At 34.4% G+C, this 20116-nt stretch carries 17 protein-coding genes and 1 riboswitch; of the genes, 4 read left to right on the forward strand and 13 right to left on the reverse strand.

Features of this window, described 5'->3' with window-relative positions; all coding sequences use genetic code 11:
- Positions 1 to 158 precede the first annotated feature (158 nt).
- A complete protein-coding gene (locus SPD45_RS08380; protein ID WP_336267298.1) occupies positions 159 to 875 on the forward strand; it encodes a DUF421 domain-containing protein in 717 nt (238 codons plus the stop codon).
- Positions 876 to 906: 31 nt separating this feature from the next.
- On the opposite strand, the gene SPD45_RS08385 is transcribed toward SPD45_RS08380, so the two are convergent.
- A complete protein-coding gene (locus tag SPD45_RS08385) occupies positions 907 to 1176 on the reverse strand; it encodes a hypothetical protein (protein ID WP_336267299.1) in 270 nt (89 codons plus the stop codon).
- 173 nt (positions 1177 to 1349) lie between these two features.
- On the opposite strand from SPD45_RS08385, the gene SPD45_RS08390 reads away from it, so the two are divergent.
- Complete coding sequence (locus SPD45_RS08390) at positions 1350 to 1808, forward strand: CotY/CotZ family spore coat protein (protein ID WP_336267300.1); 459 nt, start codon at positions 1350 to 1352, stop codon at positions 1806 to 1808.
- 61 nt (positions 1809 to 1869) lie between these two features.
- On the opposite strand, the gene SPD45_RS08395 is transcribed toward SPD45_RS08390, so the two are convergent.
- The 4 genes from SPD45_RS08395 to SPD45_RS08410 form a co-directional block, all read right to left on the reverse strand.
- Positions 1870 to 2154 carry a hypothetical protein gene (locus tag SPD45_RS08395; protein ID WP_336267301.1) on the reverse strand — a complete coding sequence of 95 codons (285 nt, stop codon included), beginning with the start codon at positions 2152 to 2154 and terminating at the stop codon, positions 1870 to 1872.
- Positions 2155 to 2335: 181 nt separating this feature from the next.
- Positions 2336 to 3700 (reverse strand): magnesium transporter, encoded by a 1365-nt coding sequence (mgtE, locus tag SPD45_RS08400; protein ID WP_336267302.1) that lies wholly within the window; start codon positions 3698 to 3700, stop codon positions 2336 to 2338.
- 149 nt (positions 3701 to 3849) lie between these two features.
- A riboswitch (M-box (ykoK) riboswitch) is annotated at positions 3850 to 4012 on the reverse strand.
- 50 nt (positions 4013 to 4062) lie between these two features.
- Positions 4063 to 4938 (reverse strand): RluA family pseudouridine synthase, encoded by an 876-nt coding sequence (locus SPD45_RS08405; RefSeq protein WP_336267303.1) that lies wholly within the window; start codon positions 4936 to 4938, stop codon positions 4063 to 4065.
- Positions 4939 to 4949: 11 nt separating this feature from the next.
- Positions 4950 to 5759, reverse strand: coding sequence for an NAD kinase (locus tag SPD45_RS08410; RefSeq protein WP_336267304.1), 810 nt, complete (start codon positions 5757 to 5759; stop codon positions 4950 to 4952).
- A 150-nt stretch (positions 5760 to 5909) separates the two neighbouring features.
- Between SPD45_RS08410 and SPD45_RS08415 the strand changes: the two genes are divergently transcribed.
- Positions 5910 to 6509: a CYTH domain-containing protein gene (locus tag SPD45_RS08415; RefSeq protein ID WP_336267305.1), complete on the forward strand. Its 600-nt coding sequence runs from the start codon at positions 5910 to 5912 to the stop codon at positions 6507 to 6509.
- A 525-nt stretch (positions 6510 to 7034) separates the two neighbouring features.
- Here SPD45_RS08415 and SPD45_RS08420 read toward each other — a convergent pair.
- The 8 genes from SPD45_RS08420 to SPD45_RS08455 form a co-directional block, all read right to left on the reverse strand.
- Positions 7035 to 8246, reverse strand: coding sequence for an NAD(P)/FAD-dependent oxidoreductase (locus SPD45_RS08420; protein ID WP_336267306.1), 1212 nt, complete (start codon positions 8244 to 8246; stop codon positions 7035 to 7037).
- A 147-nt stretch (positions 8247 to 8393) separates the two neighbouring features.
- Positions 8394 to 9086 (reverse strand): SDR family oxidoreductase, encoded by a 693-nt coding sequence (locus SPD45_RS08425; RefSeq protein ID WP_336267307.1) that lies wholly within the window; start codon positions 9084 to 9086, stop codon positions 8394 to 8396.
- Between the two features lie 60 nt (positions 9087 to 9146).
- Positions 9147 to 12887, reverse strand: a complete 3741-nt coding sequence (addA, locus tag SPD45_RS08430; RefSeq protein ID WP_336267308.1) for a helicase-exonuclease AddAB subunit AddA — start codon at positions 12885 to 12887, stop codon at positions 9147 to 9149.
- Between the two features lies 1 nt (position 12888).
- Positions 12889 to 16365: a helicase-exonuclease AddAB subunit AddB gene (addB, locus tag SPD45_RS08435; protein WP_336267309.1), complete on the reverse strand. Its 3477-nt coding sequence runs from the start codon at positions 16363 to 16365 to the stop codon at positions 12889 to 12891.
- A gap of 20 nt (positions 16366 to 16385) precedes the next feature.
- Positions 16386 to 16976 carry a TVP38/TMEM64 family protein gene (locus tag SPD45_RS08440; protein WP_336267402.1) on the reverse strand — a complete coding sequence of 197 codons (591 nt, stop codon included), beginning with the start codon at positions 16974 to 16976 and terminating at the stop codon, positions 16386 to 16388.
- A gap of 148 nt (positions 16977 to 17124) precedes the next feature.
- Positions 17125 to 17616 (reverse strand): competence protein ComK, encoded by a 492-nt coding sequence (locus SPD45_RS08445; RefSeq protein ID WP_336267310.1) that lies wholly within the window; start codon positions 17614 to 17616, stop codon positions 17125 to 17127.
- Between the two features lie 265 nt (positions 17617 to 17881).
- Positions 17882 to 18877: a lipoate--protein ligase gene (locus tag SPD45_RS08450; protein ID WP_336267311.1), complete on the reverse strand. Its 996-nt coding sequence runs from the start codon at positions 18875 to 18877 to the stop codon at positions 17882 to 17884.
- Between the two features lie 6 nt (positions 18878 to 18883).
- Positions 18884 to 19618, reverse strand: coding sequence for an MBL fold metallo-hydrolase (locus SPD45_RS08455; protein ID WP_336267312.1), 735 nt, complete (start codon positions 19616 to 19618; stop codon positions 18884 to 18886).
- Between the two features lie 172 nt (positions 19619 to 19790).
- On the opposite strand from SPD45_RS08455, the gene yhfH reads away from it, so the two are divergent.
- Positions 19791 to 19919, forward strand: coding sequence for a protein YhfH (gene yhfH / locus SPD45_RS08460; protein WP_336267313.1), 129 nt, complete (start codon positions 19791 to 19793; stop codon positions 19917 to 19919).
- Positions 19920 to 20116: the final 197 nt, after the last annotated feature.

The following is a 20116-nucleotide window of genomic DNA, read 5'->3' on the forward strand; positions in this document are numbered from 1 at the left end:
TATAAAACAATCACCCTTTTTATTTTCATTTAAAATAAAAAGGGTATTTTTATATAATATTAATCAAAAACGATGTCGGTCTATCGACTTTTTTCTATGTATATTCTCCATCATTTGAGCAACAATAAACATATCGATTTTGAAATGAGGGTTTAAACATGGACAATATGTGGCCGATGTTTTATGAAACAATATTCGGTATTTTTGCTTTATACGTTTTAACAAGAGTGCTTGGAAAAACACAAATCTCCCAATTAACCGCATTCGATTTTATTGCAGCTATCGTCCTCGGTGAATTAGTCGGTAACGCGCTATTCGATAAGAAAACAGGGCTATTAGATATTGGATTTGTTATTTTATTATGGGGTGTTATTTTATACTCCATAGAAATGGTAACACAAAAATTTAAACGTTCACGCTTTTTATTGGAAGGTAAACCTGCTATTTTGATTCATGAAGGAAATTTAGTTTATGAAGAATTAAGAAAGAATAAAATGGATTTAAATGAAGTATTACAGTTGCTGCGTATGAAAGATATCTTCTCCTTACAAGAAGTGTATTATGCGATATTAGAAACGAATGGAGAGCTATCTGTCCTAAGAAAAGCCGAATATGAATCTCCAACAAAACAAGATTTACAATTACCATTACAACAAACATTTGTTGCGACACCGGTAATTATGGATGGTGAGATTATTTATGACAATTTAAAGGAAATCGATATGACAGAGGAACAATTACAACGATCATTAGATCAACAACATCAAATAGGCAAAATTAAAGATGTTTTTTATGCTGAATTTGTTCCTGGCCAACCTTTATTTCTCCTCCCATATCATAAAATAAAACATAAAGATTACATGAAAAAAGTGTAAAGGAATGAAGTTTATCCTTTACACTTTTTAATTATACGAATTCATTTAATATGCCACCTTTTCCAGTTAACAAGAAACGCTCTGCTTCATTTACATTTAAAGAGCGTTTTTTTACGTGAAGTTTCCTTTTCTTCTTTAATTTATATATATGTTTATGCCGATCATACGGATAGTCTTCTTTTATTTCATGAAAAACAGCTTTATACGAGCGATACACATGATGTGGACTATCCTTACTCTTTTCCATTCTTCTTGCATATTGCTGATACGTATAATGTGTGTATGGAATGATGTAGCCCATCTTCTTATCCTCCTCTATTTTTTTATACCCGATAATTTTATGTTCTAAACATGATATCAGAATATTTAGATAAATACAATTACACAGATGCATAGTTGTATGCCTACACAATGAACACTCCTTTACATAAAGTAATATCGAACACCTATAGCAAGGAAGAAAGGAGAATAAATATGAGTTGTGGAAAAGAAATGCATACTGGAAGTTGCGTTTGTAACGTATTAAAAGAAATTGCCCGTGCCCAAAAGGATATTACAGAATTCCATTGTGATACTAGTTGTGAAAAATCAATTAATGATTTATTAGGGGATACAGAGGTACGTAATAATTTAGATACAGTCCCTTTCATTTTATATTGTGATAGTGGCTGTAAACCATTTAAAGGATATGGTGCACATCCTCGTAATATTAGTAAAATTGTTTCTAGTTACTTTTTCCGAGTCAAAAGTGTCACAAACGATTGCTGTGCAGTCATTGAATTATTAAGAGATCCAGGAGATAATAATTTCCATCCGAAAGATCCTGCAGATCAACAAACGAAACATTTACGTGCAACAGGAATTTGTATGACAATCGATGCTAAATGCTTCTGTCATATCACTTGTTTACCAGCAATTAATGCTTGTTCTTAACATGTAGGGACCTGGGACGTTAAGGAATTGTGAAGGAAACTTTACGTCCCGTCCCTTCTTTTTAGATTTGAATAATTTGCACATGTTCCAATTTATCTTTAGAAATATTTCTTTTCGCATTATATTCATCTAAGATAATTAACTCCGTTTCTTTTTTTTCTATTATTTCTCCACGAATTTTTTCATCTTGTACTGTCAATTCGTATGTGATATTTCCGAGTAATGTTGGAAAATTCCATGTTTCATTATTTTTGCTTTCCTTTTCTCCTAAATAAAACGTCTCTTGCATCGGTCGTTTGGAGAAAGGTATTTCTGGTTGTTCAATATACATAAATGGTTTTTTCACTTTCAAAACCTCCATCTCATTTCTTTGTAAAACCATTATATGTGCCCACACACTTTTAGTGCATAAATAATTTAAATGACTCTACATATGTCCTGGTCGTAAGTTCATGAATATTTCCTCCTCTAACACAGTTTTTGAGCCGAAAAAAGCTGAAAAGTGTTTGACACTTTTCAGCTTTTTGTTACGAAACTAACATTCCCATAAATGCAGTTGCCATTCCAAAATAAATGATCACAGATGTTACGTCATTTAATGTCGTAATAAATGGACCAGAAGCAACTGCTGGGTCAATATTAAATTTTTCCATAATTAATGGAATAAGTGCACCTGAAATAGTTGCAACTGTTAAGGTTGCTAAAATGGCGATCCCTACTAACAATCCAAGAAAAAGATTGCCTTTCCATACGTAAATAACTCCGATAATAATAATTCCACATGTTCCACCAACGAGCAGTCCTGTCGTCATTTCCCGTAATAGAAGTTTCAATTTATTATCTTTGCCGTACGTTCCAACAGCTAATCCACGAACTGCAACTGCTAAAGATTGTGTTCCGGCATTCCCTGCCATCCCTGCAATTAACGGAATAAAAATTGCTACAACAGGAACTGCTTCAAGTGTTTCTTCAAAACTGTCAATCAAACTTGCTGTAACCATCCCTAAGAATAGTAAAATAATGAGCCAAGGTAAACGCATTTTTGCCGCTTGTGTTGGCGAGGAATCTTTCGTATCAATATCGACAACTGCCGCAAACTTAGAATAGTCGTCACTCGCTTCTTCATCCATAACGTCTAAAATATCGTCTACTGTAATAATTCCTAGTAAATGATTTTGAAAATCGACAACTGGTACAGCTAGGAAGTCATAATCACGCATCATCCGCGCAATTTCTTCTTGGTCTCGACCAACTTTTACAGATACAACATTTTCGTTCATGACATTTTCTAATAATTCATTTTCATCTGCAACGATTAAATCTCTTAGTGAAACGACACCCGCAAGACGCTTACTCTCATCTAAAACATACGTATAATAAATTGTTTCCGCATCTGGTGCTTTCACTTTCATTTCTTTCATCGTTTCTTTGACGGTTTGAGTTTTTATAAAAGCAATATATTCTGTCGTCATAATACTTCCCGCTGTTTTTTCTTCATAATGAAGAAGTGCTTTAATTTCTTCAGCAGGCTGTTTTTCCATAATCGCTAAAAAGCTTGCGACTTCATCTTTCGTTAATTCCTTTAAAATGTCTACCGCATCATCTGCAGCTAGTTCTGCAATAACCATTGTCGCAAATTGCGGATCCATTTCTGTAATAAATTTCTCCGTCTCTTCTAGCTCGATATATTCCATAATTTCCGCCATTTCTTTTGGCGATAGGAAATGATACACCCTCATTCGATTGTCCTTCTCTTGTTCACGATAGAACATCGCTTGTTCATATGGGTGTAGTTCTAAAAATAAATCTCTGAAATCAGCTGTTTCTTCAGCTTGGAGTAGTTGTAATAACTCCTCCGCATGTAATTCAGCTTTTTCTTGTATATCTACCATGTTCGTCACCAACTTTCTGCATAATATTAAGTTAGGTGAATGACAACAGTTATACATTATTTTGTGATTTTGTTCGAAAAAACGAAAGAACACCTATACGAAGAAGGTGTTCTGTAAATTATTTCATCTATAAAAACACAAAATAACGAACGAAGCCTCCATCGTGGAGTTTTAGCACTATATGGCTTGGATTTTTCCCACTGCATTAGATACTACCTTATGTCGATAGTCTCTGTTAACCCATTGGTGTCTCTCGACATTTCTGGGTAGCAGCTTACATCCATATAGGAGCCTCACCTAACGAGGATAGATATTTACAATGTTAAATTCCAAATATAATCGTAACATATGCATATAATTTGTCAAACACTTTTTTCATAAAGTTTCCCTATATCATTTGGAAAATCAATTTTAAATTGCATTTCCTCTTTCGTAGTAGGATGAATAAAGCTAATTTCATCACAGTGTAATGCTTGTCTCTTTATTAAATCACGATTACCACCATATAGATCATCGCCGAGTAACGGATGGCCTATATGAGAAAAATGCACCCTTATTTGATGTGTTCTCCCTGTTTCTAATTGTGCTTTTACGAAAGTATATGAATCAAATTGTTTCATTAATTCAAAATGTGTCACCGCATATTGCCCTTTTTCAGTTACCACTCTTTCCATTAACGATGTTTCTTTTCTCCCGATAGGTGCATTAATACTACCTGATACTTGTTTTAGCCTACCCGAAACTACCGCTACATATGTACGAGATATAGCATTTTTTCGTTGTAATATTGCCAGTTGTGAATGACTATAGGCATGTTTTGCAACTAACACGAGACCAGACGTATCTTTATCAAGCCTTGTTACGATATGGACCGTTGCATCTATCCCTTGTTGTTTATAATAATACAACAATCCATTCGCAATGGTATTAGTTGGATGGATTTTAGAAGGGATTGTTGGCATACCGGCTTCCTTACATAAAACTATGATGTCATCATCTTCATATAAAATTTGTAATGGTATTTTTTCTGCTACCATCGTTTCGCTTTTTTCGACTGGTAAAATAATCTCCACTACATCTCCTTGGCATAATACATATCGTACAGTTTCTAAGGAGCCATTTACTAATATTTTACCTCTTTTCGCACGTTTTATAAGCCTAGTCGAAAGTGTAACAACTTCTTCTAAATAAGTACGTAATAATATGCCATCGTATTGTTTTTCAATTTCCCATTTCAAGCTAATTCATCCTAATCAAATGTTTTAATTTCCGTAACGAATGAATCACGCACACGATTCCAGAACGGGAATGGACGATAACGAACAAAGCGCACACGCTCTTTTGCTACACGACATTGAATCGATCGTACATTTGAGTATGACTCTGTTAAATGATCAATTGCAATAATGAAACTATTTTTTTGTAATGGTTTCAATAAAATGGTATGGTGCTTCGGCAAAATAAGTGGTGAACCAATTGTTCGGAACACTCGATTGTTAATCGACGCAATTTCTGCCACTTGAATCGCTTCTAATGACGGGTGTAAAATTGCTCCTCCCAATGCTTTATTATATGCCGTACTTCCAGATGGGGTTGAAATACATAGTCCATCCCCTCTAAACGTTTCAAAATGTTCCCCACGAATTTGAACATCAAACACAACGGAACCTTCCACTGTTTTAATCGTCGTTTCATTTAATGCTAAAATACGATGTGGTTTTTCTTCGCCTTCAAATCGAATAATCACTTCTAATAATGGATATTCCACGACATGGAATGGTGTTTTTGCTATTTCAATTACTAATTTTTCAATTTCTTCTGATGTCCAGTCAGTATAGAACCCTAAATGTCCTGTATGTACGCCTAAAAACGCTGTCGTCTCAAGTTTATCTACGTAACGACGAAATGCCTCTAAAAAGGTTCCGTCTCCACCAATTGAGATGACTAAATCAGGTGATTCTTCATTATACGTTAAATCAAAATCGATTAAATATTGTTTCATTTTTGCTGTAATTTTATTAGAACGTTCGTCTCCACGAGATACAATTGCAAACTTCATGAGCGTAGCCCCCTTCAGTGTCAAGTTCAAATAATTGTCAATTCTATATTATCATACTATTTCTATCTAACCTATCATTTCTATGTAATTCTTTTCATTGCCTAATATTTTTGTCATAATACATATAAGTATAAGATGGAAGGTGACAACATGACCCAGGAAATTGAAATAGAATTTAAAACGGTGTTAGAAAAGACTGCATTTGACACATTATTGAATGCTCTCCCTTTTTCAGCGAATGCGATTGAGCAAACAAATTATTATTTTGAAACGAATGATTTTGCATTGAAAAAACAAGGTAGTGCCATTCGTATTCGTAAAAAGTATGATGAGTATGTCATTACATTAAAGCAGCCACATGAACAAGGCATATTAGAAACACACGAACGAATTAATAGTGATACATTTATGAATTGGATCGATGGAAAGCCTGTTGCAACTGGCCAATTAAAAGACCAACTAACGGCATTACAAGTCCGTCTTGAAGATTTAATATACCACGGATATTTAACAACTTTCCGCCGTACATTTACTGAAAATGAACTTGAATATGTTTTAGATGAAAGTCATTATAATGGAATCGTGGACTATGAGTTAGAATTAGAAGCAGTATCTTTTACTGATGGAGAAAAAGCTTTTGATGCATTATTAGGTCAATATCATATACAAAAAAAAGCCCCCATTACAAAAATTGAACGTTTTTTTAAAAGCTTACCATCTTTCATGACTAACGATATTGATGAAAGATAGGTTTTGTAATGGCATGATTTAACAATACATAGCACCGCCTTTTACCACAGTAACCTAAAATTATTTATTGCTACGTGATGGAAAATTATGTACACATATCCTATGAATCATGACATACATTGTTCATAGGGGGCGATGTTTAAATGAAACAAATTGTGCCACTTCTCCTTTTATGTTGTTGTATCATACTCATTATCGTTAATTTTTTATCGTTTTTAGGTGTTTTTCCACCTATCATAACATTGCCACTTCTATTTATCGCTATTTATTTAACACTTCTTGCCTTTCTCCCGACTACAACAACTAAACACACATTTATGCGAACAAGAAAAAGATAAAGAAAAAGAAAAAACTGCTATCGTCCAAATCGACTGTAGCAGTTTTTTACATTTCTATTTATCTGAAATCTCTTGTTTCTTCCATAAATCTTGATGCGATTGCATAACCAATTAAAGATGCGAACACAACAGCGAGTACGTTAAAGAAATTTTTCATTTTTACATTCCTCCTATGTTCTTTCAAAAATTAAAACGGACGAAACTTACCTTTTTTAAGTAAAGTTTTTGTTCCACCTAATAAGAAAACAGAACGGTTGTCAACTACTTTTTTCATAGCTGCAGCTGCTTTTCCTTTTAAAGGTTTTCCATCAAACACACTACCGATACCGTCCGTTACGCCTAATGATGCAACTGTTCCACGGTCATGGAATACGAAATCTTCTAATGGACCACCATGCACTAAAGATTTTACGTTTCTAGCACATATATCTGCATGTTGCATAGCTGCTTGTGCAGTTGGTGGGAATGGGCGACCAGCCTCTTCATCCATTACCCAAGCACAGTCTCCTAATACGAACACATTGTCAAAACCTGGTGCACGTAAATCACTATTTACTGTCACTTTTCCACGTGTTAATTCGAATCCAGATTCTCCTAAAACAGAACTTCCAGTTACTCCGCCAGTCCATACAATTGTTCCAGCTTTAATTTCTTCGTTATCGTCACCAACGATAAAGCTATCTTCTGTACATTCGTTAATCGCTGTACCTAAGCGGAATTCTACTCCACGATCTGCTAATGATTTCTTCGCATATTCTACTAAATCTTTATCGAACATCGGTAAAATAGACGGCATTGCTTCCACATTAATGATACGTACTTTGCGGCGATCGATATCATATTTCTTGCATAATTGAGGTACACGCTCTGCAAGCTCACCAACAAACTCGATTCCAGTAAATCCAGCTCCTCCAACTAAAATCGTTAAGTCAGACTCTTTGCTTTCTGGATTATTATTATATTGAGCAAATTTTAATTCAATATGTTCACGGATTAAACGGCTTGATTCAATATCAACAATCGAAAATGCATTTTCAGCCATTCCTTTAATACCAAATGTGTTCGTTTCGAAACCTAAAGCGAATACTAAATAATCATATGTAAGTTCGCCATTTTCTAATACAACACGTTGGTTTTCCGTATCAACTTTTTCTACTAAATCATAAATTAAACGTACACGGTTAGGATTAATGACATCACTAATCATAAAACGCGCCTGGTTAGGATTTATCGTTCCTGCTGCCACCTCGTGTAACCATGTTGACTCATAATGATAATTATGTTTGTTTACTAAAATGATATCTGCTTCTTCTGGTGTGAACAGTTTTGTTAATTCTTTTGTAGTTTTTAATCCTGCATAACCTGCTCCAAGCACTACAATTTTTGGTTTGCTATTCATTTATTACTCCACCTTCCATTTATTGTTTTGACATATAGCAATTTTTTATTCATATACGTACATTCAATCGTGAATTGTTGAACAATGTATATTATTATACCAGTATCGGTCGAGAAAAAAAATCAATTTCCTACCATTTCTTATTTTTTATACTGGTCGAACAGTTATTTCATTTACATTCACATAAGATGGTTGGGATATAGCATAATAGATTGCGTTCGCTATGTCCGACGGCTCTAATGGCTTACGTTTTAATTCATATCCATCAATCAACCTCGTTTCCACCATTCCAGGGGAAATATTCGTTACACGTACCCCACTATGTGCAAGTTCTTTTTCTAAACCAACAGTGATTGCACGAACAGCAAATTTTGTTGCACTATATACCGTACTATTTTTTGTCACTTCTTGTCCAGATACAGAAGATAAATTAATAATATGTCCTTGTTTCCGAGCGACCATACTATTTATGACTTCTTGCGTTGTGTATAATATTCCTTTCACATTCACATCAATCATATCTTCCCAAGCTTCCACATTTCCGTCTGTTACTTTTGCACTTAACATAAGTCCCGCATTATTGACGAGTATATCGATATCACCAAAGGCCTCCATTGCCTTTTGAATCATTTGTTTCACACTGTTTGGATTACTTACATCCGTTTCAATTGCTAAAGCTTTTCCTGGTCCTTGGTCATTCAACACTTTTTCTAACTGTTGTAATGTTTCAAACGATCGTGCCGCAAGTACAACTTGAAAACCTTCTTGCACAAATTTTGTTGCAATGGCCTTTCCAATTCCACTACTTGCTCCAGTTACAACGACAGTTTTTAAATTCATTTGCTATTCCACCTTTATGAACTATCTATAATATATTGTAAACGAAAAACTACGGTTCTATCAATTGAAAACACGATTAATTTCATCATCTTTTACATGAATCAGTAGTTGGCGATCAAAGAAATATAAATAACTCGCCTTTATCTCTTCTTGTAAAATATCGCTAATTGCCCGTTCATATAATAATACTTGAGTTTTGTAACGGTTCTTTAACATCGAAATCGTTTGTTCCGTTACTTCTTCATCGGTGATAGTGTCTGTTTTATAGTCTAATATAATAAGTCCTTCCGGTGTCCGAATGATACAATCTACAACCCCTTGCAACATGACTTGTTCTTCTTGTTCACTTTTCCAATCTGGATACACTTCTGAGGCTTGCAATGCATAAGTAAATGGAACTTCTCGTTGTAATGTCGCTTCGTTTTCAATCATCGTTTCTGCAATTTTTGTCTGGAAAAATTGCTCGATCATTTCAATTGAAATGACATTTGCTTCTTCTTCGGTTAATTTTTCTTCATGGACAAGGTCATCGATAAATGATGCAATTTCATCCCGTGTCAGCTGCTTCGTAAACGGAATATGTTGCAACACTGTATGCATCGCAGTTCCAATCTCAGCTCTCGTTAATGTTTCTTCTTTCTGTAAAAAATTCGGTCGTTTCACTAATGGTGCCCTGAATGGTTGTAATAACCTTTGATCACTATACATATCAGCTGTTTCTTGGCGACGTTTAATTTCTGACACACTTTGCTTCGCACGGTGCATTGCCGCCTCTTCATGTGCATATGTAAACGTCAATTTATCTTCGACGTCTTCAGCAAAAAGGGATGCAACATTCGGTATTTCCTTCCACTGTTGAATAGCTTCTTTTAATGTCTCCACGGAAACGACTTCTGTTTCTTCCATATTTAATAATTCATTCGCATCAATTATTTGGACATCCCACTTAGATTTATCTTTAAACATATCAAAGTCTTCATTAACGACCATTTCTTCCCCACGCAAAGCGGCACCATGTTCATGACGAATAACCGCCGGTGCAACCCAATCTAAATAAGACATCGCCTTTTTGCGTAACTGATTCGGTAAAATCCATTCAGGTTGTTCTACAACATTACTCCACTTTTGTGCCTTTTTCTCAAATGATGCAACATTACCTATGAGTACTAATTTTTCCTTTGCTCTAGTCATCGCAACATATAAAACACGCATTTGTTCTGCTAATAACTTACGACGTGAAGCTTCTTTTAATGCAATATAATACAATGTCGGATATGTAATTCGCTTCACTGGATCAATAAACTTCGTTGCAAATCCATAGTCTTTATCTAAAATATATTTATAACGGATATCACTTAAATTAAATTGTGTATCCATCCCTCCAACAATGACGACAGGAAATTCTAACCCTTTACTCTTATGAATGGTCATGATACGAACAACATCTTCTTGCTCACTTAATGCACGAGCTTCCCCTAAATCTTTATTTTGTTCTTCCATTCTTTCAATAAAACGTAAAAAACGGAATAACCCACGGAAAGATGTAGCCTCATATGACTTTGCTCGATCATATAATGCACGTAAATTAGCTTGTCGTTGCCTTCCACCCGGTATACCACCGACAAAATCGTAATAACCTGTCACTCCAAAAATATGCCAAATCAAATCGGATAGGCCGTTTTCTTTCGCATACACCCGAAGTGCTTCTAACAACTGTAAAAACTGTCGCACTCGTTTACTTAATTCATCTGACTTTTTACTATATGTTTGTAACGAATCAAAATATGTTCCTTTTTGATTTTCTAACCGTATCGTCGTTAACTCATCTTCCTCTAATCCAACAATCGGGGAACGTAATATAGATACAAGTGGGATATCTTGATAAGGATTATCAATTATTTTTAACATATTGACCATAATTTGAATTTCAATCGCTTCAAAATACCCAGCTTTTAGCTCCGCGTGAACAGGAATACCTTGTTTCTTAAATTCGTCCACAATAATCGGAGCATTCGTTAAGGAACGTAGTAATATAACAATATCTCGATACTGAATTGGACGCTTTTGGTTCGTCTTTTTATCTACTACTTCAAACGGTTCACTATCTTTTTTACCAATCCACGTTTTAATCTTTTCCGCATACAATCTTGCTTCTAGTCGCCAAGCTTCTAAATCTTCTACATTTTCTCCCTCATGTTGTCGTTCTTCTGATGTTCCACGATCAACAATGAGCAATTCTGTTTCCGCTTCTTTTAAAGGAACTTCTTCATATGACAAATTTCCATACACTAAAGAAGCTTTATCATCATATTCAATTTCTCCTAAAGATTCATCTAAAATTTGTTTAAAAACAAAGTTTGTACTCGTTAATACTTCTTCTCGACTTCGGAAGTTTTTCGCTAAATCTATACGTAATCCAGCCGTTTCATCTTCCTCATATTTTTTATATTTATCGATAAACAACGTAGGTTCCGCATGACGAAAACGATAAATACTTTGCTTTACATCGCCTACCATAAACATGTTTCCACCATTTTCTTCATCACTTACGACACGTAATATCGTTTCTTGTACAAGGTTAATGTCTTGATATTCATCTACGAGCACTTCTTTAAATTGCTTTTGGAACTGCAATGCTACATCCGATGGAACGACATTTGTTCCATCCATTTTTTCGGTTAAAATCGCTAAACAAAAATGCTCTAAATCTGAGAAATCAACAATTGCTTTTTCTTTTTTTATTGCCGTAAATCGTTCACTAAATTGTAGAACAAGAGAGACAAGCTCCTCCATTGCTGGATATAATCGCCTCATATCTTCCATATGTCCTGCTAAATTTCGATTAAACCATTCTTTCTTTAAGTCATTCCATGCTTCCCGATATTTTTTGCGTATTGCTTGTACAAGTGCTTTTTTGTCCTCGTTGCATTCCATTTTTTTCCTTGATAAATTAGCAAATGTTTCAGACTGGGCAAAAGACTGTACTTCATCCCAACTAAGACATTTTTCAATTACTTGTTGAAAGAAGGTAATATCGCTCTCTAAAGCATCAACATACGTGTATGGTCCATCACTTTCGCGTGCAATTTGGAGTGCCCGCTCCGCTTCTTTCATGAATGATTGTGCTGTTTCCATCACTTCTTCTTTCAAAATTTGTAACCAAGTTATTGAATTTTCGTCGATATCTGTCGCCACATCATATGTCGCACAAACAGCTCGAAGCCATTTTTCTGGTTGTGGATGTTGCATGGCAAAAGTATACAATTTTAAAATAAGTTGTTCTACCTCAATGTCACTACGATCACTAGAGAACATATCGATAACACGATAAAATGCATCCACCTCTTCGGTATTTTGTCCATATGCTTCTTCAAACATTTCTTCTATAACTTCTTGCTTAATTAATTCCATTTCCATCTCATCTGCAATTCGAAAGGATGGATCCACGTCAATCATATATGCATATTGACGAACAATTTGCGTACAAAAGGAGTGTAATGTCGAAATAGATGCACGTTGTAACAACGATAATTGTTTTTTTAAATGGTATGAGGTCGGATCCCCTGCAATCGTTTTTTCTAAGGCAGCTCCAATACGATTACGCATCTCTTCTGCAGCTGCATTCGTAAATGTCGCAACTAAAATTTCATCGATATGTAATGGATCTGTTTCATCGATCAATTTTTGAATAATCCGTTCTACTAATACAGCCGTTTTCCCCGATCCAGCTGCAGCAGCAACAAGAATATTAGAACCTTTACGATCGATTGCCGCTTGTTGTTCTTTCGTCCAAGTAACCATTTTATTCCTCCTTTTCATTTTGTTGCATCTGTAAGATAATTTCCTCGTCGTGCATCGGTGTCAACGTACGGAAATTGTTTTCTTTTAAAATTGGATCAAACTGACAAATGGATTTGAACGAACAAAATGTACATGCATGCTGATTTTTATGTTCGTATGGATTTAACAAAACTTCTCCAGATGTAATGCGAATACCTGCATCACGAATCAATGAATAGATATGAGACTGCAGTAGTGTAAAGGTTTCTTCATTCGCAACACTTGATTTTGAATATAGACCATCTTTCTTAAAACCAACTGGAATAATGTCACTCCAACCAGTTGATGTAAATTGGTCCATTTCCCGTGCGACCGCATCATTATTCGATACATACCCTTTCATCTTGTATTGCTTAAACAGCTCATCTGCAATTTTTTCATCCTCTAAATTTCCTTCTGTTTGTAACATCGCATCATGAACATGGAAATATAAAACACCACCAGGGGAAGCTTTCATTCCTAACCATTGTTCAGCCTGTGATAACACGACATGTAAATAAGTCAGCATCTGTAATGCCAATCCATAATATACATCGAATAAGTCTAGCTTTCGATCACTTGATTTATAATCAATAATTCGTAAATATAATTGTTCGTTTATTTTAGCTTGATCTACCCTATCAATTCGGCCACGTAATTGTAATGTGTAGCCATTAGAAAGCGGAATCGTTAATGGCGCTAATTGTTGTCTTTCCCCAAATGCTAATTCTACCCCGACAGGTGAAAAACCACTCGCTCGAGCTTGTTCACTTAAAATATATGTTGCCCTTGCAACGACATCGCGTAATTTTTGAGTCATATATTTATAACGATTCGAACTTGTTAAAATCTGATGTTGCAATAATGGCGCCAAATGATGAATAGACTCATCTGCATACCGTTCTGCTTCTTCTCGCGTTATTTTCCCGAAGTCCTTTCCTTCTCGTTGCACCCATTCCGTAATCGTTTTTAATGCTTCATGGAACAGTTGCCCGATATCCGGTGCTTCTAGTTTATATGTACGACGTTCAGAAACATCTAAACTATATTGTATAAAATGTTGGTAAGAACAGCGATACATCATTTCTAATCGCGAGACACTCGTATGAACATTTTTATCGTATAATTTTTGAACTGTTTTCTTCGCTAATGGTTTCGGCTTATTTTCATAATATAAACTTTGTAACACATTATATGTCACACTATGTTTCTCTTCATTTCGAATATACCAATTTAAAACATTCCACCATGTATCTTGCATGGAGTAGCCACGTAAGTAACGTGACAATTGTACCGTTAAAGGGGCACGCGTCATTTCTTTCGTCGTAATAAATCTCTTCGCATCTGATAGTTCATCTGGTTCCATTAATAATTCTGTTTGAATAGACGGAAAGAACTGTTTCATACGCTCGATAAGTGGTGATGGTGTTTTAGTTTTTCCATCACTATCTGCAATGACATAACTTAATGATAAATAATCGGTCGCTTTTGTACATGCTAAATACATATAAAACGTATCATCTAATAAAACACGACGATTACTCTCAGCTAATTTCATACCAAACTGTTTTAAAAACTCACGCTCTTGTTCATTGATCATTCCGTCTACAGCTGGTTTCATCGGCCATACACCTTCATTTACACCTAAAAGAAAAGCGCATTTTTTATCTTCCATACGTGAATGGTCAATCGACCCAACGATAATATGGTCCATCGTCGGTGGAACATGAGCAAATTCTAAAGACTCAATTCCAGCTTCTAACACTCTATGAAAACTCGATACATCCATTTTTTCATTTCCGACTAATTCGACAAACTCGTCCAATAATTGCATAAAACCATTCCAAACTTGCTCTTCTTCCCGACCTTTTTCAATTTTGCCTTCTAAGTCAAAAGCCTCTCTAGCACGTTCTAACTGTGTCGGAATTTGCAATTTCTCTAATAACGCGTAGATTTCTGTACATTTTTCTTCAATTGTTTCTGCACGGCGAATTGCATCATCAAAGCTAAATAATGCTTGCACAACTTGATTGCGATATGCGTTAATTTCAATTTGGAATTGTATATCTTTATCTGTTTTTTTAGCCTTATCCATGCCATAAAAACGACGATATTCCCATGGTTTTTCTTGGGTCCATTGTCTCTTTTGTCGTATCCCATATTCTAAACAATAATTTTCTAACTGATCAATCGCATCTTCTGTTAATGGATATTCTTCATCTGTCGGCTCAATGAACCCAGTCTTTAAAAGACGAAATATCGCATCATAACGCCAATTCGTTTGTACAACATCAAATAAAGAACGAATAAATTCAATAAATGGATGATTTAACATCGTTCGTTTTTCATCAATGAAGAAAGGTATATTAAAATCTGTAAATAATGTTTGAATTAAATCATTGTATGTATCTGATTCCCGGTGAAAAATAACGATATCACGGTAACGGTATTTTTCATCACGGACAAGACGAAGAATCTCTTGTATCATACCTTCTACTTCTGCTCGAGGATGCACCGCTTCACGCAGACGAATTGGGCTTTCTTCTTCTACGTGCAATGCTGGTGCAGGGCGGTCATCAAAACATTGTTCCAAATGATACATATATGGACGCTTTTGAAAAATCCCCTGTTCATGAGATAACACAATCGGAGCATTCATTTTTATAGATTCTTCTTGAGCTAATTGTGATAGATGATGATATGTTTCTACCGTTTGATAAAATAAATCTAGTTCATCTATTTGTTCATGAATGGATCCCTCATCGACGGTTAAGGCAATCGTTACTTCATCACACACATGCAATAATTGACGAATAATTTCTAATTCTTTTGGTGAAAAGCGGAAGAAACCATTTATATAAATTCGTGCACCACGTAAAGATGGAGTTTGCTCAATTTTATCTGCTAACATTTGTAAACGGTCTTCACCATCGATATATTTTTGTTGCAACAATGCTTGTAACTGTGCATAAATAAAATGAATATCTGTTAGTTTATTTGTTAATGCTTCATTTTGTGTTGTAAACGCTATTTGCTCATATAACATTTCTGGTGTAATACAATGTCGTTTTAATTCCGTAATCATTCCTTCTAACTCTTGAATAAACCCATGTTTATCAACCGCTTTTTGAAACATTAAAAATTGTTCTGTACGGTCCTCAATAATTTTTCGTAACATCATTTGCGTTCCAGTCGAAGTAATAAATTGTTTCGTACTACCACCAGTTTCTTGTAAAACACGAAAAGCAAGACGTGAAAAATTCACGACTTGCGCTCGAATACTGCCTTTTATATTATCATCTTGTAATAATGTATATTCTTCTTGGAACGTCATCTGCTCTGGTACGATATAATAAATTGGCTTTCCTTCTGGATTTTGTTGTAAAGTTTCTTTTATTTGATGTAAAATATAAGCACTTTTATTCGTACCCGATCGCCCGATAAGCATCGTTAATGACATAAGTGACATCCTCCCATACATTATTTGTTTTTACGTTTTAACATCATATTTTCAATTTGTTTTCCAACTATCCAAAACAATCCGATACAAATCGTAACAATAATTGTTTTCACGGGACTTTCAGCAAACTCCCGTAAGCTAGATCCGACATATGCAATAGAGAAAATCATGACAGATTTTCCTAATAAAACCGCAAGAATAAATTGTTGTTTACTAACATTGGACAATGCAGCTACAACATTAATGACAGAAGACGGTGAAAATGGAAAACAGAGCAAAATAAATAATGGTCCAAATCCATGACGGTCCACCCATTCCGTAACATATGATACTTGTTTATTCGCCTTTAGCTTTTGGAAAAGCTTCTTTTTACTAAAAATACGAATCAGTAAAAAAACCGCAATCGAACCAACTGCTGAACCAATCCACGAATATAAAAAACCTTTTAATAAACCGTATGCAACACTATTTGCCATCACAAATGCAATTAAAGGTAAAAATGGCAAAAATGCTTCAATGAATGGTAGTAATATACCTGGTAAAGGACCTAATTTTTCATATTTATCTAACAACTCTATTGCTTTTTCTAATAATTCATTTGCGTTTTCCATTGTAAAAATTGACCAAATGTACAAATCATCCGACTCCCGTGAAAGCAAATCTTGTTCGCCCTATTTTAATCCAATTTTTATTCCTATGTCTCCTTCTATTTTACATGAAAATATCAATTTTGTTCAGCAAAAGATGCAGTAAAATTCTTTAAAAAGGTTGTGGTTCATTATTCATTCGATTTTCCAATGAATAACGAAACTGTGCTGTCCGATTTAATTGATTGATCATAGAACCATACGATACTTCCAAAACGACACGCTCCCCATTATGGAAAATAATTTCCGAGCGATTATATTCTTTCCTTACGATTTCTTTAATATGTGAATGTGACAACCAAGAGCAATTTTCATTTGAAGGTGACGCTGTAGGGAAAAAATAAATACCACTCATTGGGTCAATAGCAATTGGTGCTTTATGTGTAATATTACTAATATCTCGCGTACCTTCTAAACGACCTTTTAATGAACTACCGAAATATTTGCAAGCATGGTCAATGATTTTTATTGGAGATTCGTAAACGAGGCAATCACGTTCTTCTTCTAATATGTAAGTTGTGTAGTTGCCTATTTCATCTTTACTTCTTAAAACAGCCATTGTAAACGGGGTAATTTCATATAGTTCTTTCTTCTTATTATACACTTTTCTTTTTCTCCTTTCTAAACAAAAAATAGGGCTTATTCAGTAATATAGCAGAACTTTTTTAAAAAACAAGTCCTATTATCTGAATTTTCAATTAAGTATTACGGTTCATTTAGAAAAAAGTCATTTTTTGTGATTGTTTTATAAGCAAAATGACATTTTGCTCCATTTTAAAGAATAAAACATATTATTTTGACATAAAAAATGATGAAAAATGTAATTTTCATTTTTCATCATTTTTACCATATATTATCTTTTTAAAACTTTAATAAACTAACTCTACAAAATCTTCCACTGTTATTTTCCCTAAATAATGTGGGATATCTATCGTTGATAATGCTTCTGTTACTGCCTGTTTATCATGTCTCACGCCGATTAGTTGTTGTTCAACATCTGCCACATTTCCAATTCCAAAGAAATCTCCATATATTTTACAATTTTCAATAATCCCTTTTTTAACGTTTAAACGAACATCTAATAAACCAGATGGGAATTTATGACGTGCTTTTACATTGTATGCTGGGGATCGACCATAGTTCCATTCCCATTTTTGATAACGTTCTTCTGATATTTTATATACGCTTTCCCAATCGGCTTCTGTTAAATCATAACGTGGTACATTTGCCACATCATCCACACCAAAAATAGAACATAATATTAATTCTTTAAATTGCTCCATTGTAATTCTTTCCTCTAAATGGTCGATAATATTTGTCACTCGGCTTCGAATCGATTTAATTCCTTTCGATTCAATTTTTTCCTTACTTACATTTAAGGCACTGACAACATGTTCAATTTCCGAATCAAACATTAATGTTCCATGACTGAACATGCGACCTCTCGTTAAAAATTGTGCATTACCTGAAAATTTCTTCCCCTCTATTAATAAATCATTTCTACCAATTAATTCTGCTGGAACTCCTACACTATTCAATGCTTTCACAATCGGTTCCGTAAATTTAGCGAAGTTGTGGAAACTATCCCCATCGTCTTTCGTAATGAAACTATAATTTAAATTCCCTTCATCATGATAAACAGCACCACCTCCAGATAGACGTCGAACGACTTTAATATTATTTTCCTCGACATAATCTGTATTTACTTCTTCTAATGTATTTTGGTTTTTTCCAATTATAATCGACGGTGCATTTATATAAAATAATAAAAATGTATCTTTTTCCCCAAAATTTTGTAACACATACTCTTCCAAGGCCAAATTAATCATTGGATCTGTTATACCTTTATTATCAATAAATTTCATGAACATCTACTCCCTTTCCCAAATTAACCCTTCTTTAGCTAATTGTATTTTACCATTAAATTGTTCTTTTGTTTCATTTAACAACTGTGGATGATGACCGAAATGCGGTAAATGAGTTAAAATTACCTCTTTAACATCTGCTTCACTAGCTATATGGCCAACATCTTCACTTGTCATATGACCTGCTGCTGTTCCATCTTGCCCTTTATAATAATTACATTCCGATAACAGTAAATCCGCACCTTTAGAAAATTTAATCCATTCATCTTGATATGCAGAATCACCGGTGTATACGATCGTACTTTTTCCATCTGTTATTCTCATACCAAAGCACGGAACGGGATGTTTTGTCCGTAAAAAACGAATAAAAAATGGCCCAATTTTCAATGCATTGTTTGGATCATATTCAACCGCTTCCGTATACTCATCGTCTAAACGACGAAATTCTAAAGGATTTTCGCGATGACCATAAATTTTCACTTTCTTAGTATGACCTGTTATATATGACTGTACTAATAAGATGTGTTGTAATACACCTATATCGGCTACATGGTCTGCATGATAATGTGACAATATTACAGCATCTAATTCTAATACATTTGTATATTTTTGTATTTTACTTAATGCACCACTTCCAAAATCTAACGCAAGTTTATATCCATCCTTTTCAAGTAAATAGCACGCCGAAGCCTCATCCACACCAGGATATCCACCCCAATAACCAATAATTGTTAACTTCATTTAAACCCACCTCTATTTCTACATGTAATGTAACACATTAAAAAAATAAAAAAAATAAAAAAAATGTTGTAAAACAGGGTTGACTTTTGATTCTCTGTTATAGTACAATAAGTTTAACAAATTGATAAACAATGATTTACGAAATATTTCCAAATTCGAGGAGGAAACAACAATGATGAATGTATTAGATTTTTTCAAAAACTTACCTAAGAAGATGTGTACACAGTGTGGATTCGAAATGGTTGAACAAGCTGACTGTTATGGCAATGTATGTGATGAATGTAATCACCCAGCTAGATAACAAGTACTTGAAAAATCATTTTAATCATATTTTATAGTCTATTCAAAAGTAAGACTTCCTTTCCTATTGGAGCAACTATGTATATAGTTGCTCATTTTTTTATGTAACAGACTAGTACAGGCACACACTCTTATTATTTATTTTAACATAATATAACAAATCAAATTAAAAAACGAGGTTGGGAATATAAATAAATA

Source organism: Pseudogracilibacillus sp. SO10305, assembly GCF_037072005.1.
GTDB lineage: Bacteria > Bacillota > Bacilli > Bacillales > Amphibacillaceae > Pseudogracilibacillus > Pseudogracilibacillus intestinigallinarum.